The organism is Pseudomonas sp. 5P_3.1_Bac2 (assembly GCF_025465995.1).
Taxonomy (GTDB): Bacteria; Pseudomonadota; Gammaproteobacteria; order Pseudomonadales; family Pseudomonadaceae; genus Aquipseudomonas.
This window is the reverse complement of sequence record NZ_JANLNY010000006.1, coordinates 238,250-257,245: the sequence shown is the minus strand read 5'-3', so window position 1 is coordinate 257,245 and position 18,996 is coordinate 238,250. Positions and strand designations below refer to the sequence as shown.

At 58.1% G+C, this 18,996-nt stretch carries 16 protein-coding genes; 5 read left to right on the top strand and 11 right to left on the bottom strand.

The window, feature by feature from the left end; translation table 11 throughout:
- Positions 1-202 precede the first annotated feature (202 nt).
- A complete protein-coding gene (locus tag NTD81_RS05555; protein ID WP_262180337.1) occupies positions 203-1,651 on the bottom strand; it encodes a glyceraldehyde-3-phosphate dehydrogenase in 1,449 nt (482 codons plus the stop codon).
- Positions 1,652-1,799: 148 nt separating this feature from the next.
- Here NTD81_RS05555 and mfd point away from each other — a divergent pair, with 148 nt between their 5' ends.
- The gene (gene mfd, locus NTD81_RS05550; RefSeq protein WP_262180335.1) at positions 1,800-5,237 is read left to right on the top strand and encodes a transcription-repair coupling factor; all 3,438 of its coding nucleotides are present in this window, start codon (positions 1,800-1,802) and stop codon (positions 5,235-5,237) included.
- Between the two features lie 11 nt (positions 5,238-5,248).
- The gene (locus NTD81_RS05545; protein ID WP_262180333.1) at positions 5,249-5,779 is read left to right on the top strand and encodes a peptidoglycan binding protein CsiV; all 531 of its coding nucleotides are present in this window, start codon (positions 5,249-5,251) and stop codon (positions 5,777-5,779) included.
- Between the two features lie 68 nt (positions 5,780-5,847).
- Here the strand turns inward: NTD81_RS05545 and nagZ are convergent, their stop codons facing one another.
- Genes nagZ through NTD81_RS05530 form a run of 3 tightly spaced genes read right to left on the bottom strand, consistent with a single transcriptional unit; the run spans position 5,848 to position 8,146 of the window.
- The gene (gene nagZ, locus NTD81_RS05540; RefSeq protein ID WP_262180330.1) at positions 5,848-6,846 is read right to left on the bottom strand and encodes a beta-N-acetylhexosaminidase; all 999 of its coding nucleotides are present in this window, start codon (positions 6,844-6,846) and stop codon (positions 5,848-5,850) included.
- Positions 6,847-6,867: 21 nt separating this feature from the next.
- Positions 6,868-7,392, bottom strand: a complete 525-nt coding sequence (locus tag NTD81_RS05535; RefSeq protein ID WP_262180328.1) for a L,D-transpeptidase — start codon at positions 7,390-7,392, stop codon at positions 6,868-6,870.
- A 46-nt stretch (positions 7,393-7,438) separates the two neighbouring features.
- Positions 7,439-8,146, bottom strand: a complete 708-nt coding sequence (locus tag NTD81_RS05530; protein ID WP_262180326.1) for a TetR/AcrR family transcriptional regulator — start codon at positions 8,144-8,146, stop codon at positions 7,439-7,441.
- A 266-nt stretch (positions 8,147-8,412) separates the two neighbouring features.
- On the opposite strand from NTD81_RS05530, the gene lexA reads away from it, so the two are divergent.
- Both lexA and sulA read left to right on the top strand, forming a co-directional pair.
- Positions 8,413-9,024 carry a transcriptional repressor LexA gene (lexA, locus tag NTD81_RS05525; RefSeq protein ID WP_262180324.1) on the top strand — a complete coding sequence of 204 codons (612 nt, stop codon included), beginning with the start codon at positions 8,413-8,415 and terminating at the stop codon, positions 9,022-9,024.
- A 150-nt stretch (positions 9,025-9,174) separates the two neighbouring features.
- The gene (gene sulA / locus NTD81_RS05520; protein ID WP_262180321.1) at positions 9,175-9,645 is read left to right on the top strand and encodes an SOS-induced cell division inhibitor SulA; all 471 of its coding nucleotides are present in this window, start codon (positions 9,175-9,177) and stop codon (positions 9,643-9,645) included.
- 146 nt (positions 9,646-9,791) lie between these two features.
- Here the strand turns inward: sulA and NTD81_RS05515 are convergent, their stop codons facing one another.
- The 6 genes from NTD81_RS05515 to fadB all read right to left on the bottom strand — a co-directional run bounded on the left by NTD81_RS05515 (position 9,792) and on the right by fadB (position 17,152).
- A complete protein-coding gene (locus NTD81_RS05515) occupies positions 9,792-10,025 on the bottom strand; it encodes a hypothetical protein (RefSeq protein ID WP_262180319.1) in 234 nt (77 codons plus the stop codon).
- A 149-nt stretch (positions 10,026-10,174) separates the two neighbouring features.
- Positions 10,175-10,684, bottom strand: coding sequence for a DUF6586 family protein (locus NTD81_RS05510; RefSeq protein ID WP_262180316.1), 510 nt, complete (start codon positions 10,682-10,684; stop codon positions 10,175-10,177).
- A 62-nt stretch (positions 10,685-10,746) separates the two neighbouring features.
- On the bottom strand, positions 10,747-13,353 hold the full coding sequence (gene topA, locus NTD81_RS05505) for a type I DNA topoisomerase (protein WP_262180314.1): 2,607 nt from the start codon (positions 13,351-13,353) through the stop codon (positions 10,747-10,749).
- Between the two features lie 125 nt (positions 13,354-13,478).
- Entirely contained in the window at positions 13,479-13,715 is a 237-nt protein-coding gene (locus NTD81_RS05500) for a DUF1653 domain-containing protein (protein WP_262180311.1), read from the bottom strand.
- Positions 13,716-13,798: 83 nt separating this feature from the next.
- On the bottom strand, positions 13,799-14,974 hold the full coding sequence (gene fadA, locus NTD81_RS05495; protein ID WP_262180308.1) for an acetyl-CoA C-acyltransferase FadA: 1,176 nt from the start codon (positions 14,972-14,974) through the stop codon (positions 13,799-13,801).
- Between the two features lie 30 nt (positions 14,975-15,004).
- Complete coding sequence (gene fadB, locus NTD81_RS05490; protein WP_262180306.1) at positions 15,005-17,152, bottom strand: fatty acid oxidation complex subunit alpha FadB; 2,148 nt, start codon at positions 17,150-17,152, stop codon at positions 15,005-15,007.
- Positions 17,153-17,631: 479 nt separating this feature from the next.
- Between fadB and NTD81_RS05485 the strand changes: the two genes are divergently transcribed.
- Positions 17,632-18,450 carry a hypothetical protein gene (locus NTD81_RS05485; RefSeq protein ID WP_262180304.1) on the top strand — a complete coding sequence of 273 codons (819 nt, stop codon included), beginning with the start codon at positions 17,632-17,634 and terminating at the stop codon, positions 18,448-18,450.
- Between the two features lie 51 nt (positions 18,451-18,501).
- On the opposite strand, the gene NTD81_RS05480 is transcribed toward NTD81_RS05485, so the two are convergent.
- Positions 18,502-18,939: a hypothetical protein gene (locus tag NTD81_RS05480; RefSeq protein WP_262180302.1), complete on the bottom strand. Its 438-nt coding sequence runs from the start codon at positions 18,937-18,939 to the stop codon at positions 18,502-18,504.
- Between the last annotated feature and the right edge of the window lie 57 nt (positions 18,940-18,996).

The following is an 18,996-nucleotide window of genomic DNA, read 5'->3' as shown; positions in this document are numbered from 1 at the left end:
AAAATTAGCCGCGCAGAAAATCCGTTCGATTATAGAGCCCACCCTCACTGACTGGCCAGTCAATGCACGGCGTTTATCTATAAGTAGGCGACAGCAGGGCCAAAAAAGCCCTGCCCGAATGCCATTGCACCGGATAAAACCCTGCACTCAAGCCAAAAAAAAACGGGAGCCTAAGCTCCCGTTTTTTCGTGCGACTTCGCGCTTACTGCGGGAAGGCTGGTGGGTTGACCCCGGCCATTTCTTCCATCACACGGACAACTTGGCAGCTGTAGCCAAATTCGTTGTCGTACCACACGTACAGCACTACACGGTTGTCGTTGCAGATGGTCGCTTCAGCGTCCACCACACCGGCGTGGCGCGAGCCAACGAAGTCAGTGCTCACCACTTCTTGCGACTGCACGAAGTCGATTTGCTTCTGCAGATCGGAGTGCATGGCCATCTGGCGCAGGTACTCGTTGATCTCTTCACGATTGGTGGCTTTCTCAAGGTTGAGGTTGAGGATAGCCATCGACACGTTCGGCGTAGGTACGCGAATCGCGTTACCGGTCAGCTTGCCTTTCAGCACTGGCAGCGCTTTAGCAGCAGCAGTCGCGGCGCCAGTTTCGGTGATCACCATGTTCAGCGGCGCGCTGCGGCCACGGCGGTCGCCTTTGTGGAAGTTGTCGATCAGGTTCTGGTCGTTGGTGTAGGAGTGCACAGTCTCCACGTGGCCGTTGACGATGCCGTACTGATCGTTGACGGCTTTAAGCACCGGCACGATGGCGTTGGTGGTGCAGGAAGCCGCGGAGATGATCTTATCTTCCGGGGTGATTTCGCCGTGGTTGATGCCGTGCACGATGTTCTTCAGCGCGCCTTTGCCTGGGGCTGTCAGCACTACACGGTCGACGCCTGGGCAAGCCAGGTGTTGCCCCAGACCCTCGGCATCACGCCATACACCGGTGTTGTCCACCAGCAGCGCGTTGCTGATACCGTACTGGGTGTAATCCACTTCTTTCGGGTCTTTGGCGTAGATCACTTGGATCAGGTTGCCGTTGGCCGTCAGGGTGCTGTTCTCTTCATCAATGGTGATGGTGCCATTGAACTTGCCGTGTACCGAGTCACGACGCAGCAGGCTGGCGCGTTTCACCAGATCATTGCTGGCGCCTTTGCGCACGACGATAGCGCGCAGACGCAGACCGTCGCCGCCACCGGTTTTTTCAATCAGGATGCGCGCCAACAGGCGGCCGATACGGCCAAAGCCGTACAGAACCACGTCGGTGCCGGCACGGGCAGAGCTGCTTTGCTTGCCAGCGACTTCCGCCATTTCTTCTTTAACGAACTGCTCAATGCTGCGGCCATTGCCCTGGGTTTTGAACTTGCTGGCCATTTTGCCCAGGTCAACCGAAGCAGCGCCGAGTTTCAGCTCGCTCATGGCTTTCAGCACTGGGAAGGTATCGTGTACCGACAGCTCACTGTCGTCCGCTAAGCGGTGACGAGCAAAGCGGTGGGCCTTAAGAATGTCGATCACCGAACGGTTGATCAAACCACGGCCGTAGATCGAGGTAACCACGTTGTTGTTACGGTAGAGCTGGCCAATCAGCGGAATCATCGCTTCTGCGAGTGCTTCACGATCAATCCACTCACCGAGACACTGGTCGGGCTTCTGAGTCACGGGCTATACCTTCCACATGTAGGGACGAAAAAAAGGGGCTACATTATGACGGCGCAATCGTAACGCGGCAATCCACAGCTGTCGTAACTGACACCAACCACTCAGCCCCGCTACAATCGCCGCTTCGTTCCACGACCGTGAGCCGCCTGTGTCCGTACTGCGTCTACCGTCCCTGCCTGCAAGCGCCGGCAAACAACATTGGGGCAACCTTCCCGGAGCTGCACTGAGCCTAGCAATTGCCGAGGCCGCCAGCAGTGCCAAGCGTTTTACCCTACTGCTCACCGCCGACAGCCAAAGTGCTGAGCGCCTGGAACAGGAGCTGAGTTTTTTTGCCCCGGACCTGCCGGTGCTGCACTTCCCTGACTGGGAAACCCTGCCCTACGACCTGTTCTCGCCGCACCAAGACATCATTTCCCAGCGCATTTCTGCGCTGTACCGTCTGCCGGAGCTCAAGCACGGCGTGCTAGTGGTGCCGATCTCCACGGCCCTGCACCGCCTACCGCCCAAACGCTTCTTGCTCGGCAGCAGCCTGGTGCTGCAGGTCGGCCAGCAGATTGACGTGAACCAGATGCGCGGCAATCTAGAAGCCGCCGGTTATCGCTGCGTCGATACGGTGTACGAACATGGCGAGTTTGCCGTGCGTGGCGCGCTGATCGATTTATTTCCGATGGGCAGTCGTACGCCCTTTCGTATCGATTTGTTTGATGACGAAATCGAAACCCTGCGCACCTTTGACCCGGAAAACCAGCGCTCGGTGGACAAAGTCGAGTCGATCAAGCTGCTGCCAGCCCGCGAGTTTCCGCTGGAGAAGAAGGCCGTCACCGACTTTCGCGGGCGCTTTCGCGAACGCTTTGACGTCGATTTCCGCCGCTGCCCGATCTATCAGGACCTAAGTACCGGCATTACTCCGGCCGGGATCGAGTACTACCTGCCGCTGTTCTTTGAAGAAACCGCCACCCTCTTCGACTACTTGCCCGGCGACACCCAGGTGTTTTCCCTGCCCGGCATCGAGAAGGCTGCCGAGCAATTCTGGAGCGATGCGCGTAACCGCTACGACGAGCGGCGCGTCGACCCTGAACGGCCGCTGCTGCCGCCCGCCGACATCTTCCTGCCAGTGGAAGACTGCTTCGCCCGCCTGAAAAGCTGGCCGCGTGTGGTGGTCAGCCAGGACGACATTGCCACCGGCGTTGGCCAGACCCGCTTCAACGCCCAAGGGTTGCCGGACTTGGCCATCCAAGCCAAAGCCAACGAGCCGCTGGCCGCGCTGCGCCGCTTTATTGAGGAATACCCCGGACGCGTGCTGTTCTGCGCCGAGTCCGCCGGGCGCCGTGAAGTGCTGCTGGAGTTGCTGGCGCGCCTGAAACTCAAGCCCAAAGAATTTGAAGACTGGCCGGCCTTTACCAACAGCAAAGAGCGCCTAGGCATCTGCATCGCCCCGCTGGATGAAGGCCTGTTGCTGGAAGACCTGGCCTTAGTCGCGGAAAGCCCGTTGTTTGGCCAACGCGTGATGCAGCGCAGGCGTCGGGAGAAGTCCCGTGACGGCGGCGACAACGTCATCAAAAACCTCACCGAGCTGCGTGAAGGCTCGCCAGTCGTGCATATCGACCACGGTGTCGGCCGCTACCTGGGCCTGGTGACCATGGAATTTGACGGCCAGGCCGCTGAATTTCTCACCCTGCAATACGCCGACGAAGCCAAGCTGTATGTACCGGTCTCCAGCCTGCATTTGATCGCCCGCTACAGCGGCAGTGATGACGCCCTCGCCCCGCTGCACAAACTGGGCTCGGAAACCTGGCAAAAAGCCAAGCGCAAAGCCGCTGAGCAAGTCCGTGACGTGGCCGCCGAGCTGCTGGATATCTACGCCCGCCGCGCCGCTCGCGAAGGCTATGCATTCAGCGACCCGAAAGCTGACTACGCCACCTTTAGCGCCGGCTTCCCGTTTGAGGAAACCCCCGACCAGCAGTCCGCCATCGAAGCGGTGCATGCCGATATGTTGGCGCCCAAGCCCATGGACCGCCTAGTCTGCGGCGACGTCGGCTTCGGTAAAACCGAAGTGGCCATGCGCGCGGCCTTTATTGCCGTGCACGGCGGCCGCCAAGTCGCCGTGCTGGTGCCCACGACCCTGCTGGCGCAGCAGCACTACAACAGCTTCCGCGACCGCTTTGCCGATTGGCCGGTCAAGGTCGAGGTAATGAGCCGCTTCAAGAGCAACAAGGAAGTCAGCGCCGCCATGCAGGACCTGGCCGAGGGCAAGGTCGATATCGTTATCGGTACCCATAAGCTGCTGCAAGACGACGTCAAATTCAGCAATCTGGGCTTGGTCATCATCGACGAAGAACACCGCTTTGGCGTGCGCCAGAAGGAGCAGCTCAAGGCTCTGCGCAGCGAGGTGGACATCCTCACCCTCACCGCTACGCCAATTCCGCGCACCCTGAATATGGCCGTGGCTGGCATGCGCGATCTGTCGATCATCGCCACCCCACCAGCGCGGCGTCTGTCGGTGCGCACCTTCGTCATGGAGGAGCACAACAACGTCATCAAAGAGGCGCTGCTGCGCGAACTGCTGCGCGGCGGCCAGGTGTACTACCTGCACAACGATGTGAAGACCATCGAGAAATGCGCTGCCGACCTGGCCGAGCTGGTGCCCGAGGCGCGGATCGGTATCGGCCACGGGCAGATGCGCGAGCGTGAGCTGGAACAGGTAATGGGCGACTTCTACCACAAGCGCTTTAACGTGCTGGTGGCCTCGACCATTATCGAGACCGGCATCGACGTACCCAGCGCCAACACCATCATCATCGAGCGTGCGGACAAATTCGGCCTGGCCCAGTTGCACCAACTGCGCGGCCGCGTTGGCCGTAGTCACCACCAGGCTTACTGCTACCTGCTCACGCCTGCACGCAAGGCCATGACCGACGACGCGCAGAAGCGCCTGGAAGCCATCGCCGGCGCGCAAGACCTGGGCGCCGGCTTTACTCTGGCCACCCACGACTTGGAAATCCGCGGCGCTGGCGAGCTGCTCGGCGATGGCCAAAGCGGCCAGATCCAAGCCGTCGGCTTTACCCTCTATATGGAAATGCTTGAGCGCGCGGTCAAATCGATCCGCAAGGGCGAGCAACCGAATCTGGAGCAACCGCTCGGCGGCGGCCCGGAGATCAACCTGCGCGTACCGGCCTTGATCCCTGAGGACTACTTGCCCGATGTGCACGCCCGCCTGATCCTCTATAAGCGTATCGCCAACGCTGCCGATGAAGATGGCTTGAAAGAACTGCAAGTGGAAATGATCGACCGCTTTGGCTTGCTCCCCGACGCGAGCAAAAACTTGGTGCGTCTGACCCTGCTCAAGCTTAAGGCCGAGCAGCTAGGGATCAAGAAAGTCGATGCGGGCCCCCAAGGCGGTCGCATCGAATTTGCCGCCGATACCCGTGTGGAGCCGCTGACACTGATCAAAATGATCCAGAGCGCACCGAATCGCTATAAATTCGAAGGCGCAACCCTGTTTAAATTCCAGGTGCCGATGGAGCGCCCGGAAGAACGTTTTAACCACCTAGAAGCGCTGTTCGAGCGCCTGACTCCCGCCACTTAAAGGACCGACCCATGCGCGCATTTCGCACCCTGACCCTTATGCTGTTGTGCCTGTGTGCCAGCGGCGCCGCTTTAGCTGACGGCCTGTATCAGGTCGAGGTTATCGTCTTCCGCCAATCCGCCGATGTGCTCTCCGCCGGCCAGGTGGCTCCGGATGACTGGGCGCAACTGGCGCGGCCAGTGGATGCCAGCAACAGCCGGCCCCTGGCACTGAATAACGAAGCCAGCAAACTCAGCCCCGGCAAAGGCTACCAAGTGCTGCTGCACCAAGCCTGGACCCAAAGCGTCGGCGGCACACCCGATGTAGTGGCCATCAGCACGGGCAACCAGCAGTTCGGCCACTACCCCGTGGAAGGCACCCTGGGCCTGAAACAAGGCAAGCAAATCGAACTGGACAGCGACATCTGGATCAACCAGTTCGACAGCACCGGCAGCCTCAGCGACAGCGAACGCATCAAGCAAACCAGCCGCGTGAACGTGGGTGAGCTGACCTTCGTCGACAACGGCAACACCGGCCTGCTGGTGAAGGTGAGCGCGCAATAAGGCGCTAAATACCGCCCATAAAAAATGGCCGCTGACTGCGGCCATTTTTTTGCTTAAGCAAACGCTAATCAGTCGATCAACTGCGCAGCGCGCAGCTCACCCAAGGCCTGCAACCAGCGTGGATCTTGCTTGTAATCGAAGCTTGGCAAGGCCTGCCGGCGCATGCGTGCCAAACCTTGCGGCACGCTGACCTTGAGCCGCTGCACGGCACTTAAGGCCAGCTCGGCCGCGGCACGGTCGTTACAGACCAAGCCCATATCACAGCCCGCGCTCAACGCCGCCTCAATCCGGTTGGCAGCATCACCGACCACATGGGCACCGGCCATGGACAGGTCATCACTGAAGATCACCCCGTCAAAGCCCAACTCACCACGCAGAATCTCTTGCAGCCAGCGCTTGGAGAAACCGGCCGGCTGCTCATCCACCTGCGGGTAGATGACATGGGCCGGCATCACGGCCGCCAGTTGCTTGCGCAACTGCACAAAGGGTTGCAGATCGGCGGCGCGGATTTGCTCCAAGCTGCGCTCATCCACAGGAATAGCGATATGCGAGTCGGCAATCGGCCAACCGTGGCCGGGGAAGTGTTTGCCAGTGGCCGCCATCCCCGCCGCGTTCATCCCACGGATAAAAGCACCAGCCAGCTTAATCACCACCTGCGGGTCGCCGGAAAACGAGCGCGCGCCGATCACCGTGCTGCGCTGATAATCCAAATCCAGCACCGGGGCAAAACTGAGGTCCAGGCCCACCGCCAGTACCTCGGTAGCCATGACCCAACCGCACTGCTCGGCTAAATGCTCAGCGTTGTCTTTCTCGGCTATGGCACCCATAGCCGGCAGACGCACGAAGCCTTGGCGCAGACGCTGCACGCGCCCGCCCTCTTGATCCACGGCCAACAGCATATCGGGGCGTACGGCGCGAATGGCCGTGCACAGCTCCCGCACCTGGCGCGGATCTTCGATATTGCGGGCGAACAGAATCAACCCGGCCACCTCAGGCTGCCGCAAAATCTGCCGATCCTCAGCGGTGAGCCAAGTGCCGGCGATATCCAGCATCAATGAACCTTGCATGCCTGTAGTCAAAAGATGTCCTTAATTAAGCGCTAACCGGGCCCACTGCGGGCAGGCAGCCTCGTCAATTTGCACCTTGCAGTGCAACGGCGTGTGGGCAAACAGATAAATCAGATCGTCGTTACGCAAGCGAATGCAACCATGGGACAGCGGCACGCCCATGGGTTCGCTGTCCGGCGTGCCATGCAGGTAGATGTAACGACGGAAGGTATCCACCTGACCCATGCGATTACGCCCCAACTCACAGCCACTGAGCCAGAGGATGCGGCTTAAAATCCAATCGCGCTCAGGGAATTGTGCTTGCAACTCAGGCGTGAGGATCTCACCGGTCCAGCGCCGACCGCGCAGCACCGCGCCCATGGGTAACTCACCACCAATCTTGGCCCGCACCTGATGCAGGCCACGCGGCGTACAGCCGGAGCCATTCAGCTCACCGGGGCCATTCAGCGCGGTCGATACGGGCAGACTGAGCTGCAGCTGAGCATCAGCAAAGCCATAAAGGCGCTGATCAGCAATGGAGATATGAAGTAAATCGAGGGTAGCCATGGGCGCCTAGCTTAGCCGATGCACTCGGCTAAGCGCACCCGCCTGACTAAACTTTTGCCACCACCGACGACGTCTTAATCCGCGGTTTTAGCTGGGCATTGGCAAGGCTTTCATCCAGCAAAGCGCTGTCAGAGCGCATGCCTGCGGCGAGGAACGGCACCATCAAGCGCATCACCTGCTCAATCGAGGTGTTCACCCCAAAGTCGGTTTCGGCCATGGCGCGCAGTGCCTTGATCCCAGACATGCTGAACGCCGCAGCGCCGAGCATAAAGTGCACCCGCCAGAACAGCTCCAGCGGCGGGATACGCGGCGCAGCTTCATGAACCAAGAGCATGTAGCGGCGGAACACTTTGCCGTACACCTCTTCCAGGTACTTGCGCAGGTGCCCCTGGCTTTGGCTGAAGGCCAGGCCCAACAGGCGCATAAAGATCGACAGATCATTGCCGCTGCGTGGTTTAACGGCCAAGGCTTGCTCGACCAGCAGCTCCAGCAGCTCTTCTAGGCTGGCTTTAGATTCAGGCTTGGCTTGGCGACGATCCAGCTCACGCTCCAGGCTCTGGCAAAACGGCCCGAGAAAGCGCGAGAACACCGCCTGAATCAGAGCCTTTTTCGAGCCGAAGTGATAATTCACCGCCGCCAGGTTAACCCCGGCCTTACTGGTGATCAGGCGCAGCGAAGTTTCTGCGAAACCTTTCTCCGCAAAAAGCTGCTCTGCCGCATCAAGAATGCGTTCAACGGTTTCCGACTGGGCCATGACTCTGTTCATTTGCCAAACACTTGTTTGAAACATACGTTTCAGGCGCGCAGCTTGTCAAGCCGAGCAGACCATCTTATGACCGATCAGCCACGCACAGAGCGATAAAAGATAAGAGAAATCTTAGACGCCAACAGACAAGCTAAGGATACAAGCAGCTGCGCAGACATTTACCTACGCCGACAGGGCAATAAGCATTTAAAGCATTGCCAAGCGCAAATCACTGTATATAATTCCAGTCACTGTACAAAAAAACAGAGCCCATCATGATCAAGCTAACGCCGCGCCAAGCTGAAATTCTCGACTTCATCAAGCAGTGCCTTGACGACAATGGCTATCCGCCGACCCGCGCGGAAATTGCGTTAGCCCTGGGCTTTAAATCGCCCAATGCTGCCGAAGAGCACCTCAAGGCACTGGCCCGTAAAGGCGCCATTGAGATGACCCCCGGCGCCTCACGCGGCATCCGTATCCCTGGCTTTGAACCTAACACCACGGAAGAAGAAGGCCTGCCCGTGATCGGCCGCGTGGCTGCGGGCTCACCCATTCTGGCCCAGCAACATATTGAAGAGTCGTGCCGCATCAACCCGGCCTTCTTCCACCCACGCGCAGATTACCTGCTGCGGGTGCGCGGCATGAGCATGAAAGATATCGGCATTTTCGACGGCGACCTGCTCGCCGTGCACACCACCCGTGAGGCCCGTAACGGCCAAGTCGTGGTAGCGCGGATTGACGACGAAGTGACAGTCAAACGCTTTAAGCGTGAAGGCAACAAAGTCTGGTTGCTGGCCGAGAACCCAGAATTCGCACCGATTGAAGTCAACCTAGAAGAGCAAAACCTGGTGATTGAAGGCTTAAGCGTCGGCGTGATTCGCCGCTAGGCAGCTAAGACCAGTACAACGGCTAGAGCCACAAGATAAGGATCAGAGCCCAGCAGCGCCGCTCAATAGGATGGCAGCGCCCGGCGGCGGCATTATTAACCCAGTTTTGATAGCGCAGGTCGCTGACAACCGCCTGCTAGTGGAGGATCTATGCAGTTCCCGCAAGCAATGAAGCATAACCAACTGCCCCTGTTCGACGGCTTTTTAGCAGCCACAGCCAACCCGCTGCTGAGCACAGACAAGCCTTGGCTGGATGAGCGGATTGAAGCATTCAGCGAGCTGTCCCTGCGTGGCGCTACTGGCAATTGCCTGACCCTACTGGCACCGATTCTGCGCGAGCTGAGCGATAAGCACGATGAACGCTGGCTAACCCTGATCGCCCCACCGGCGAGCCTGACCCAGGCTTGGTTGCGCGATGCCGGACTCAACCGCGAACGTATTTTGCTGCTGCATCCGCGTGGCGAACAAAGCGCCCTACAGTTGGCCCAAGAAGCACTCAAACTAGGCCGCAGCCACACAGTAGTGAGCTGGCTGCATCCGCTGGAACGCCAAGCGCGGCAACAATTGGAGCGTGCAGCCGCACAAGGCCAAGCGCAAAGCCTAAATATCAGTCTCGGCTAAACGAGGCGGCAGGCTAAGTGTTTGTCATCTTGAGCGAGTGAGAGCGGCGCAAAGCCACTCACTGAGCGCGATCAGCAGTGCTGCAAATGCTTATTTGCAGCGGATCGCTGGGATATAAAGCGAACCTTCAGTGCCACGAGCTGCCGTCAGTGCAGAACCCGCGGCCCCTCTTCTTCTTCGAAGTTGTTCTCGGCTAACCGGCCAGCCATCTGCACGCCGACATTGAGCATGGCCTTAGCCACCTCAACATGCTGACCTTGCAAAAAGGCTTTGGCATCAGCGGAAAAATCCAACACCACCAGTGATTCTTCATCCTCTGCACGGCGCAGAGCAATTCGCCCATCAGGCAGCTCGACAATTTCCAGGAAGGATGTAGGCATAGTGTTAGTTCTCCACGAAAGGCGGCTAGTGTACCAGCCGAGTTCGGCTGACCCTAGGGTCGAATGGATTTTCTGCAGGGGTTTGAGCTACGCCAATGGCAATAAGCTAAAGCCGAGCGCTGCGCGCAGCACTCAAGCTAGAGCAACTCTTACCACTCGCTTAAGGTTTGCCGAAAGCGCTGAGCTAAGGCTTTAAGGTGTTGGCGCCACTGCTCCAAAGCTTCATGGCCGAGGGGCTGTGGCTGATCCAGGCTAAGCGCCGAGATCAGGCCCGGATCAGCCTGGGCCTGTTCAACCGCGCGAGGCGGCTGAAACAATTGGTTGTAGGCCTTAAGCAATTGCGCCAGCCAACTCTCTGCGCTCTGACTGAGTTCCACCAGCTCACCTAGCTCCTGACTTGGCGCCTGCGCCAACACAGCCTCGCAGAGAAAGCTCTCAGCCTGCGGTGCGGCACTATTGGCCAAGCGGTAGTAGCCGGCGATCTCATGACACAAGCCCAGCAAGGCGCCATACAGATGAAACAGCGCCGCCTCGCGCTCAGCCTGAATCAGCGCCAGGGAGTTCATGCTCTGTACCTGCTCAGCCTGACGCCACGACTCCAGCGCCAGGCCGGCGTAGAAGATTTTCTGATTGGTGCGGGTGTACAACTCATTAGCCACGAAGAAAGCTCCTCAACGGATCGACGTGTAATGGGGGCAGCACCGCTACCCCCAGCGCTTGCTTAACTCTTGTCTTCGACCTTCCACTTGCTGCCGTCGAAGAACGCACGCCAACCCGTTGGCTTGCCGTCGACTTCGGTCTGCACATACTGCTCCTTAGTCTTACGGCTGTAACGCACTACCGCCGGACGGCCTTGAGTATCTTTAGCCGGAGCATCGCAGAGGAAGTGGTACTTAGGATCGATCTCATCGCGATGGGGGATCAATTCCAGCACCAGTGGCGCCCGTGTTTCCCGATTTTTCGGGAACTGACTGGCAGCCAGGAACAAGCCCGAAGCCCCGTCGCGCAAGATATAGGTGTCGTTGACCTTCTCGCACTTGAGCTCCGGCATCTTCACCGGGTCCATTTTCGGCGGCGCCGCTTCACCGCTCTTCAGCAGTTTGCGGGTATTTTTGCAGGACTCGTTGGTGCAACCGAAGAACTTGCCGAAGCGGCCGGTCTTGAGCTGCATCTGGCTGCCGCACTTATCGCACTCAAGGCTTGGACCTTCATAGCCTTTGATGCGGTACTGGCCCTCTTCCACTTCATAACCGGCGCAGTCCGGATTATTGCCGCAGATATGCAGCTTGTGGCTTTCATCAAGCAAGTAGGCATCCATGGCAGTGGCACAGATCGGGCAGCGGCGCTTGCCCAACAGTACCCGCGACTCCGACTCACCCTCGTCGTCCGCAGCGATCTCATCGCCCGGCACCAAGTTGATGGTCGACTTGCAGCGTTCTTTCGGCGGCAAAGCGTAACCGGAGCAACCCAAGAACACGCCCGTCGAGGCGGTACGAATGGTCATCGGCCGGCCGCATACGCGGCACGGGATATTGGTCAGCGTTGGCTGGTTAGCGCGCATACCGCTATCGCTGGACTCAGCGAGTTCTAGCTTCTTCTTGAAGTCGCCATAAAACTCATCGAGCAGGTTCTTCCACTCGCGGCCACCATGGGCCACGTCATCCAGACGCTCTTCCATGCCAGCGGTGAAGCCGTAGTCCATCAGGTTGGCGAAGCTTTCGCCGAGGCGCTCGGTAACGATGTCGCCCATCTTCTCGGAGTAGAAGCGGCGGTTATGCAGCGCCACGTAACCACGATCCTGAATGGTGCCAATGATCGCCGCATAGGTGGACGGCCGGCCAATCCCACGCTTTTCCATTTCTTTAACCAAGCTGGCTTCGGAGTAACGCGCCGGCGGCTTGGTGAAGTGTTGGCTAGGGTCGAGCTTGATCAGCTTAAGCGCTTCGTTTTGCGCCATTTCTGGCAGCACATCGTCGTCGCCTGGCTTGCTCAGTTGTGGCAGCACGCGGGTGTAACCATCGAACTTAAGAATGCGGCCTTTGGCGCGCAGCTCAAATTGTGCCGCGGCGACTGTCACAGTGGTCGACAGGTATTGCGCCGGCAGCATCTGACAAGCTACGAATTGCCGCCAGATCAGCTCGTACAGGCGCTCAGCGTCACGCTCCATGCCACTCAACTGAGTCGGCTTGAGATTCACATCAGAGGGACGAATCGCTTCGTGCGCCTCTTGCGCGCCTTCTTTGCTGCTGTAGACGTTGGGCTTATCCGGCAGGTATTTGTCACCAAATTCGCTGTCGATAAAGCCGCGCACCATGTTGATCGCGTCTACCGAGAGGTTGGTCGAATCGGTACGCATATAGGTGATGTAACCGGCCTCATACAGACGCTGGGCCATCATCATGGTTTTCTTCACCCCGAAGCCCAGACGGTTACTGGCCGCCTGCTGCAAGGTGGAAGTAATAAATGGCGCAGAAGGCTTGCTGCTGGTGGGCTTGTCTTCACGCTTGCTGACGCTGAAGCTCGACGCCTTAAGCGTAGCCAGCGCAGCATTGGCTTGGGCTTCATTGAGCGGTTTGAACGCCGCGCCGTTTTCCCGCGCCACTTCAAAGCGCACATTGGCGCCCTTGGCAGTGCCCAGGTCAGCGTGAACTTCCCAGTACTCTTCCGGGTTGAACGCGCGGATTTCTTTCTCGCGTTCGACCACCAGTTTCACCGCGACCGACTGCACGCGGCCAGCCGACAGGCCACGGGCAATCTTCGCCCACAGCAGTGGCGAGACCATGTAGCCCACCACGCGATCAAGGAAGCGTCGCGCTTGCTGGGCATTGACCCGATCGATATCCAGCTGACCCGGGGCAGAGAACGCCTCCTGGATAGCCTTCTTGGTGATCTCGTTGAACACCACGCGCTTGTAGCGGCTGTCATCGCCACCGATGGCTTCGCGCAGGTGCCACGCAATGGCCTCCCCTTCGCGGTCCAAGTCGGTTGCGAGATAGATGGTGTCAGCATCTTTGGCGAGGCGACGTAGCTCTTCGACGACCTTCTCTTTGCCTGGGAGGATTTCGTACTTGGCCTTCCAACCATGCTCCGGATCGACCCCCATACGGGCAAACAATTGACGTTTGGCCTTTTCCTTGGGCGACAACGCGGGCGCTTCGGCGGCAGCTTTACCGCGCTTAGCTGGCTCTTTGCTGGCGCTCGCCGAGCCACTGGTGGGGAGGTCACGGATGTGGCCGATGCTCGACTTGACCACGTACTCGCTACCCAAGTACTTGTTGATGGTCTTGGCCTTGGCCGGGGATTCCACAATGACCAGCGATTTGCCCATGGATTGGAAAATTCCTGAAATTCGGTAAATAAATGCGCGAGACGTCTTTCTGCCTACTAGCGCGGCACCGCTATATATAGTGGTGGTCTGGCCGAGGTCAAGCGCAGTTAAGCTCTAGTTTTAGCCTATGAGCGAGTAAACAATGAGGTTTCGGCCTCTACCAGAGCAAAGCGCGGCACCTTCTCGCCATCCACTTCGACACTTGCGCAGAACATCTCCAGCGGTCTCACCCACAGGCCGAACTCACCATACAGGGCTTGATACATCACCAGATGCTGTTCGGTCTCTGAGTGCTGAACAACGCCAAAGACGCGATATTCAGGACCTTTGTAATGGCGGTAAAGGCCGGGCTGTAGCTGCATGATAATTCCTAGACTCATTGCTCAAACAAACAAAAACCGGGGCCTGAGCCCCGGTTTTTCCCATCTTGTAGACCTGTTAAAGCTTACAGGCGTTCAAAGACGGTGGTAATGCCTTGGCCAAGGCCAACGCACATGGTCGAAACACCTAAGGTGCCGCCATTTTGCTTCATAACGTTGAGCAGGGTACCGGAGATACGCGCACCAGAACAACCGAATGGGTGGCCCAGAGCAATAGCACCGCCATGTAAGTTGACCTTCTCGTCCATTTTATCCAGCACTTTGAGGTCTTTGAGCACAGGCAGGGCCTGAGCTGCGAAGGCTTCGTTGAGCTCGAAGAAATCGATATCGTTGATGGTCAAGCCAGCGCGTTTCAGAGCTTTCTGAGTCGATGGCACCGGGCCATAACCCATGATCGCTGGGTCTACACCGGCTACGGCCATGGCGCGTACCACGGCCATTGGCTGAATGCCGAGGTCTTGAGCACGCTGGGCGCTCATGACGATCATGCACGAAGCGCCGTCGGTGATCTGCGAGGAAGTACCTGCAGTCACGGTGCCGCCTTTCGGGTTGAACGCAGGCTTCAGCGCAGCCAGGCTTTCGAGGGTGGTTTCCGGACGAATGGTCTCGTCGTAGTCAAAAACCTTCAGGAAGCCATTTTCGTCGTAGCCTTGCATCGGGATGATTTCATCCTTGAACTTGCCTTCGACGGTGGCCTTGTGGGCCAGGCGGTGCGAACGCTCACCAAAAGCGTCCTGCTGCTCACGGCTGATGCCGTGCATTTTGCCGAGCATTTCAGCGGTCAAGCCCATCATGCCCGAGGCTTTAGCCGCATACAGGGACAGGTGCGGGTTCGGATCAACGCCGTGCATCATGCTGACGTGGCCCATGTGCTCCACACCGCCGACCACGAACACGTCGCCGTTACCGGTTTGGATCGCTTGCACCGCAGTGTGCAGCGCGCTCATGGACGAACCGCACAGACGGCTCACGGTTTGGCCAGCACTGCTGTGTGGGATCTGGGTCATCAGCGACGCCATGCGCGCGATGTTCCAGCCCTGCTCCAGGGTCTGGTTAACGCAGCCCCAGATCACGTCTTCGACTTCGGCCGGATCGACCTTGGCGTTACGCTCCAGCACTTTGCTGATCAGGTGCGCCGACATGGTTTCGGCACGGGTATTGCGGTGCATGCCGCCCTTGGAACGACCCATAGGGGTACGACCGAAGTCGACGATCACTGCATCTCTAGGATTCAGGCTCATAAATTCACTCTCGCTCTAGTCGTTGCGCGCTTAACCGAAGAACTTCTGGCCTTTAGCGGCCATTTCGCGAAGCTTGGCGGTCGGGGTGTACAGCGCGCCGAGGTCAGCGTACTGGTCAGCCAGGGCGACAAACTCGGCCACACCGATGGAGTCGATGTAACGCAGGGCACCACCACGGAAGGGAGGGAAACCTACGCCGTAAATCAGACCCATATCAGCTTCAGCCGCGCTGTCGACGATGCCGTCTTCCAGGCAACGGACAGTTTCCATGCACAGCGGGATCATCATGAAGTTGATGATGTCTTCATCGGTCACTTCACGCTGCTCGTACACCACTGGGGCGAGGATTTCCTGAATGCTGGCGTCGACCACTTTCTTCGGCTTGCCACGCTTGTCGGTTTCGTAAGCGTAGAAGCCTTTGCCGTTCTTCTGACCAAAACGTTTAGCGGCATACAGGGCGTCAACGGCAGTCTGACGCTCTTCTTTCATGCGATCCGGGAAGCCTTCGGCCATCACGTCACGAGCATGGTGCGCGGTGTCGATACCCACCACGTCCATCAGGTACGCTGGGCCCATTGGCCAGCCGAATTTTTCCATGACTTTGTCGATACGCACGAAGTCGACGCCGGCGCTGACCAACTTGGCGAAACCGCCGAAGTAAGGGAACAGCACACGGTTGACCAGGAAGCCTGGGCAGTCGTTAACCACGATCGGGGTTTTGCCCATCTTCTTGGCGTACGCCACGGTGGTCGCCACAGCCACATCGCTGGACTTATCACCACGGATCACTTCAACCAGCGGCATCATGTGCACGGGGTTGAAGAAGTGCATGCCGACGAAGTTTTCTGGACGCTTGAGCGCTTGCGCCAAGTAGTTGATGGAGATAGTCGAGGTGTTCGACGCCAGAATCGCGTCTTCCTTAACGGTCCCTTCTACTTCAGCCAGCACGGCGTGCTTAACTTTCGGGTTTTCCACAACAGCTTCAACCACGATGTCGACGTGAGCGAAGTCACCGTAAGACATGGTTGGGCGAATGGCGTTGAGGGCTTCGGCCATCTTCGCTGGGGTCATGCGGCCTTTTTCAACGCGCTTGCCGAGCAGCTTGGAAGCCTCGTCCAGACCCATTTGGATACCCTCTTCACGGATATCCTTCATCAGGATCGGCGTACCTTTGGAGGCCGACTGATAGGCGATGCCGCCACCCATGATGCCAGCGCCGAGTACGGCAGCCAGTTTCACGTCGTGGGCGATTTCGTCGTGCTTCTTAGCTTTTTTCTTCAGCTCTTGGTCGTTCAGGAACAGACCAATCAGGCTGGCAGCCACTGGGGTTTTAGCCAGCTTAACGAAGCCTGTGGCTTCCACTTCCAGAGCTTTATCACGGCCCATGTTGGCCGCTTTCTGGATGGTTTTGATCGCTTCAACCGGCGCCGGATAGTTCGGCCCAGCTTGACCCGCAACGAAACCTTTGGCGGTCTCAAAGCACATCATTTGTTCGATGGCGTTGAGCTTGAGTTTTTCCAGCTTCGGCTGACGCTTGGCCTTGTAATCCAGCTCGCCTGCGATGGCGCGCTTGATCAGATCCAGAGCAGCAGCTTGCAGCTTGTCGTCGGCCACTACGGCATCGACAGCACCGGCTTTAAGCGCGTCAGCGGCTTTGTTTTCCTTACCGGCAGCAATCCACTCCACCGCGTTATCGACACCGATAACCCGTGGCAGACGCACTGTGCCGCCGAAGCCTGGGTAGATGCCCAGTTTGACTTCTGGCAGGCCAATTTTGGCGCTCTCGCTGGCGACACGGTAGTCGGCAGCCAGCGTCATTTCAAAACCGCCACCCAGGGCGATGCCATTAATGGCGGCCACGGTTGGGACGGCGAGGTCTTCGAAATCGCTGAAGATCTTGTTGGCTTCGAGGTTTGCGGCTACCAACTCAGCGTCCGGCAACTTGAAGTTGTCGACGAATTCGGTGATATCTGCGCCTACGATAAATACGTCTTTACCACTGCTAACAATCACGCCTTTGATCGAGCCGTCAGCCTTGATGGCATCGACAGCCTGGCGCAGCTCATTCAGGGTAAGGCGGTTGAACTTGTTGACGGATTCACCCTTGAGGTCGAACTTCAGTTCGACGATGCCGCTCTCAAGAGCCTTAACCGTGATGGCTTTACCTTCGTAAATCATCAACTGATCTCCACGGTATGGAAGCTGAACAGTACACATCGGAGCCAACCAGCGAGCTACTCCACGGCACAACCCGTCTAGACTAGCCCCAATCAGCCTGGCACACCCACCGACGCGATATTCGGGCGATTACGGCGCTCGCTTCTAAGCAAACGCTCGATTCATACGCCCGTTTGATTTGGGTGTGCACACCTTCAAGGAAAAGCCCCCGCTTGTCAATTAGCCTGTAAAGCCTGTGGCGACAGGTACAAAAATTTACGCTTCAGGGGCTAACTGTCCGTCAAAAAAACTGATATTAAAATGCCGCTTCACGCTGCCAAATTCCTTGCACTGGGTCACTTCTCCCCCTGCGCATTGACTAAAAATTGGCTGGTAGGCGCTTAAGCCCTAGGCACAACCAGCAGCATAAAAAATGGATTTAGCCGCTCGCGCGAAGCCATAAAAACAACAAACGCCCCAGGGCGCACGGAGCACCACCCATGTCGAGCCGCCTGCTGGCTATCGTCTTTAGCACCCTTCTAGCAGCCCTAGTTCCTCTAAGCGCTAACGCCGCGCCAGCACCACAAGCTGCGGAGAATCTGCTCAAGCTGCATCAGATGCGCCTAGCGGCGCAAAAGAGCTTGGGCGACTTCTACATGTTTAACAGCATGGAGGCTGACCAGCGTTATGCGCGCATGATCCATGACGATCTCGAGCAGGCCAACGCCCAGCTCAGCGCCTTGCACCCGATGCCTGGCCAGACCTCCACGGCCATGCATGAGCAAATACTGCAACTGTGGCAGGACTATCAAGTACAGCTGAACAAACTCACCGACGCCATCACTCAACAAGGCTATAGCGACTTGCAGCCAGTGGCGGACCTCGCCGTCGCCAACCAAAAATTAATGGGCCTCAGCGCCCAGCTCTACAGCGCCATCCAGCAAGACGCCCATTTCAGCGTGCCGCCGCTAACCCAGCGCAGCCGTGAACAGAGCCTGTTGATGCAAGGCATCGCCGTCGACTACGCCTCGCGCAGCGCCTCAGTGGGAGCGACGTTTATAGGCGGTACGGATGCGCGGCCAATTGAGGAGCTGGTCAGCCAATTTGCCGGGCAAATGCAGGCATTGCTCAAAGAGCCGCAGAACACCGCGCCAATCAAGCAATCCTGGAATGAAGTGAGCACCAAGTGGCGCTACATCGAGAATTCGCTGATCAATTACAACGAAAAGACCGTGCCATTCTTGGTCAACAAGTACTCCACCAGCATCATTCAAAACATTGAATTGATTGCCAGCCAGTACGCCGCCGCCAATCTCTAGACGGCAGGCATAAGCGCGCAGATGCAGAAGCACAGGTGCATGGCTGACGGACTAGGCGTGGGCCTGAAGAAAATTCACCACCTGTTCAAGCGCAGCACTGCCGCCGCGCTCGCCCCAACAAATAGCTAACATCTGCTTGTTGGCTGCAACGCTATAAACGTCAGCCGGCAGGCTCTGTAACTGGGCGAGCAAGGCCGCGTCAGCGCAGGGCTCGCGCCATTGGTTGAGCCATTGACCGGGTTCCAACTGCCAATAGCACCAGGTGTCAGTACGTCCCGCGCGGCGGCCACGGTGGTACTGTGGACAGGACTGCGGCGGCTCGGCCAGCAGCCAATGCGGCCATTCTTGTCGAGACAGCTGCATGGCCACGCCTAAGCGCCGCGCTTGCATCCTTACATCCATGCGCCCACGCTGACGCTGTGACGGCATCAACCACATGACCGGACTGAGCACGACAAACAGAATTAACAGCCACCACCAGTTACCCATTTCACGATCTCGTCGACAAAAGCCTGTTTTCAGACATTAGGAAGGTCATACTCAACC

What these genes read in the sequence shown, in the direction of transcription:
- NTD81_RS05530 (WP_262180326.1), bottom strand. Translation starts at nt 8,146, where the DNA reads ATGGCCCAGTCGGAAACCGTTGAACGCATTCTTGATGCGGCAGAGCAG.
- fadB (WP_262180306.1), bottom strand. Translation starts at nt 17,152, where the DNA reads ATGATTTACGAAGGTAAAGCCATCACGGTTAAGGCTCTTGAGAGCGGC.
- NTD81_RS05515 (WP_262180319.1), bottom strand. Translation starts at nt 10,025, where the DNA reads ATGCCTACATCCTTCCTGGAAATTGTCGAGCTGCCTGATGGGCGAATT.
- NTD81_RS05535 (WP_262180328.1), bottom strand. Translation starts at nt 7,392, where the DNA reads ATGGCTACCCTCGATTTACTTCATATCTCCATTGCTGATCAGCGCCTT.
- NTD81_RS05480 (WP_262180302.1), bottom strand. Translation starts at nt 18,939, where the DNA reads ATGGGTAACTGGTGGTGGCTGTTAATTCTGTTTGTCGTGCTCAGTCCG.
- NTD81_RS05485 (WP_262180304.1), top strand. Translation starts at nt 17,632, where the DNA reads ATGTCGAGCCGCCTGCTGGCTATCGTCTTTAGCACCCTTCTAGCAGCC.
- NTD81_RS05500 (WP_262180311.1), bottom strand. Translation starts at nt 13,715, where the DNA reads ATGCAGCTACAGCCCGGCCTTTACCGCCATTACAAAGGTCCTGAATAT.
- lexA (WP_262180324.1), top strand. Translation starts at nt 8,413, where the DNA reads ATGATCAAGCTAACGCCGCGCCAAGCTGAAATTCTCGACTTCATCAAG.
- NTD81_RS05545 (WP_262180333.1), top strand. Translation starts at nt 5,249, where the DNA reads ATGCGCGCATTTCGCACCCTGACCCTTATGCTGTTGTGCCTGTGTGCC.
- fadA (WP_262180308.1), bottom strand. Translation starts at nt 14,974, where the DNA reads ATGAGCCTGAATCCTAGAGATGCAGTGATCGTCGACTTCGGTCGTACC.
- sulA (WP_262180321.1), top strand. Translation starts at nt 9,175, where the DNA reads ATGCAGTTCCCGCAAGCAATGAAGCATAACCAACTGCCCCTGTTCGAC.
- topA (WP_262180314.1), bottom strand. Translation starts at nt 13,353, where the DNA reads ATGGGCAAATCGCTGGTCATTGTGGAATCCCCGGCCAAGGCCAAGACC.
- nagZ (WP_262180330.1), bottom strand. Translation starts at nt 6,846, where the DNA reads ATGCAAGGTTCATTGATGCTGGATATCGCCGGCACTTGGCTCACCGCT.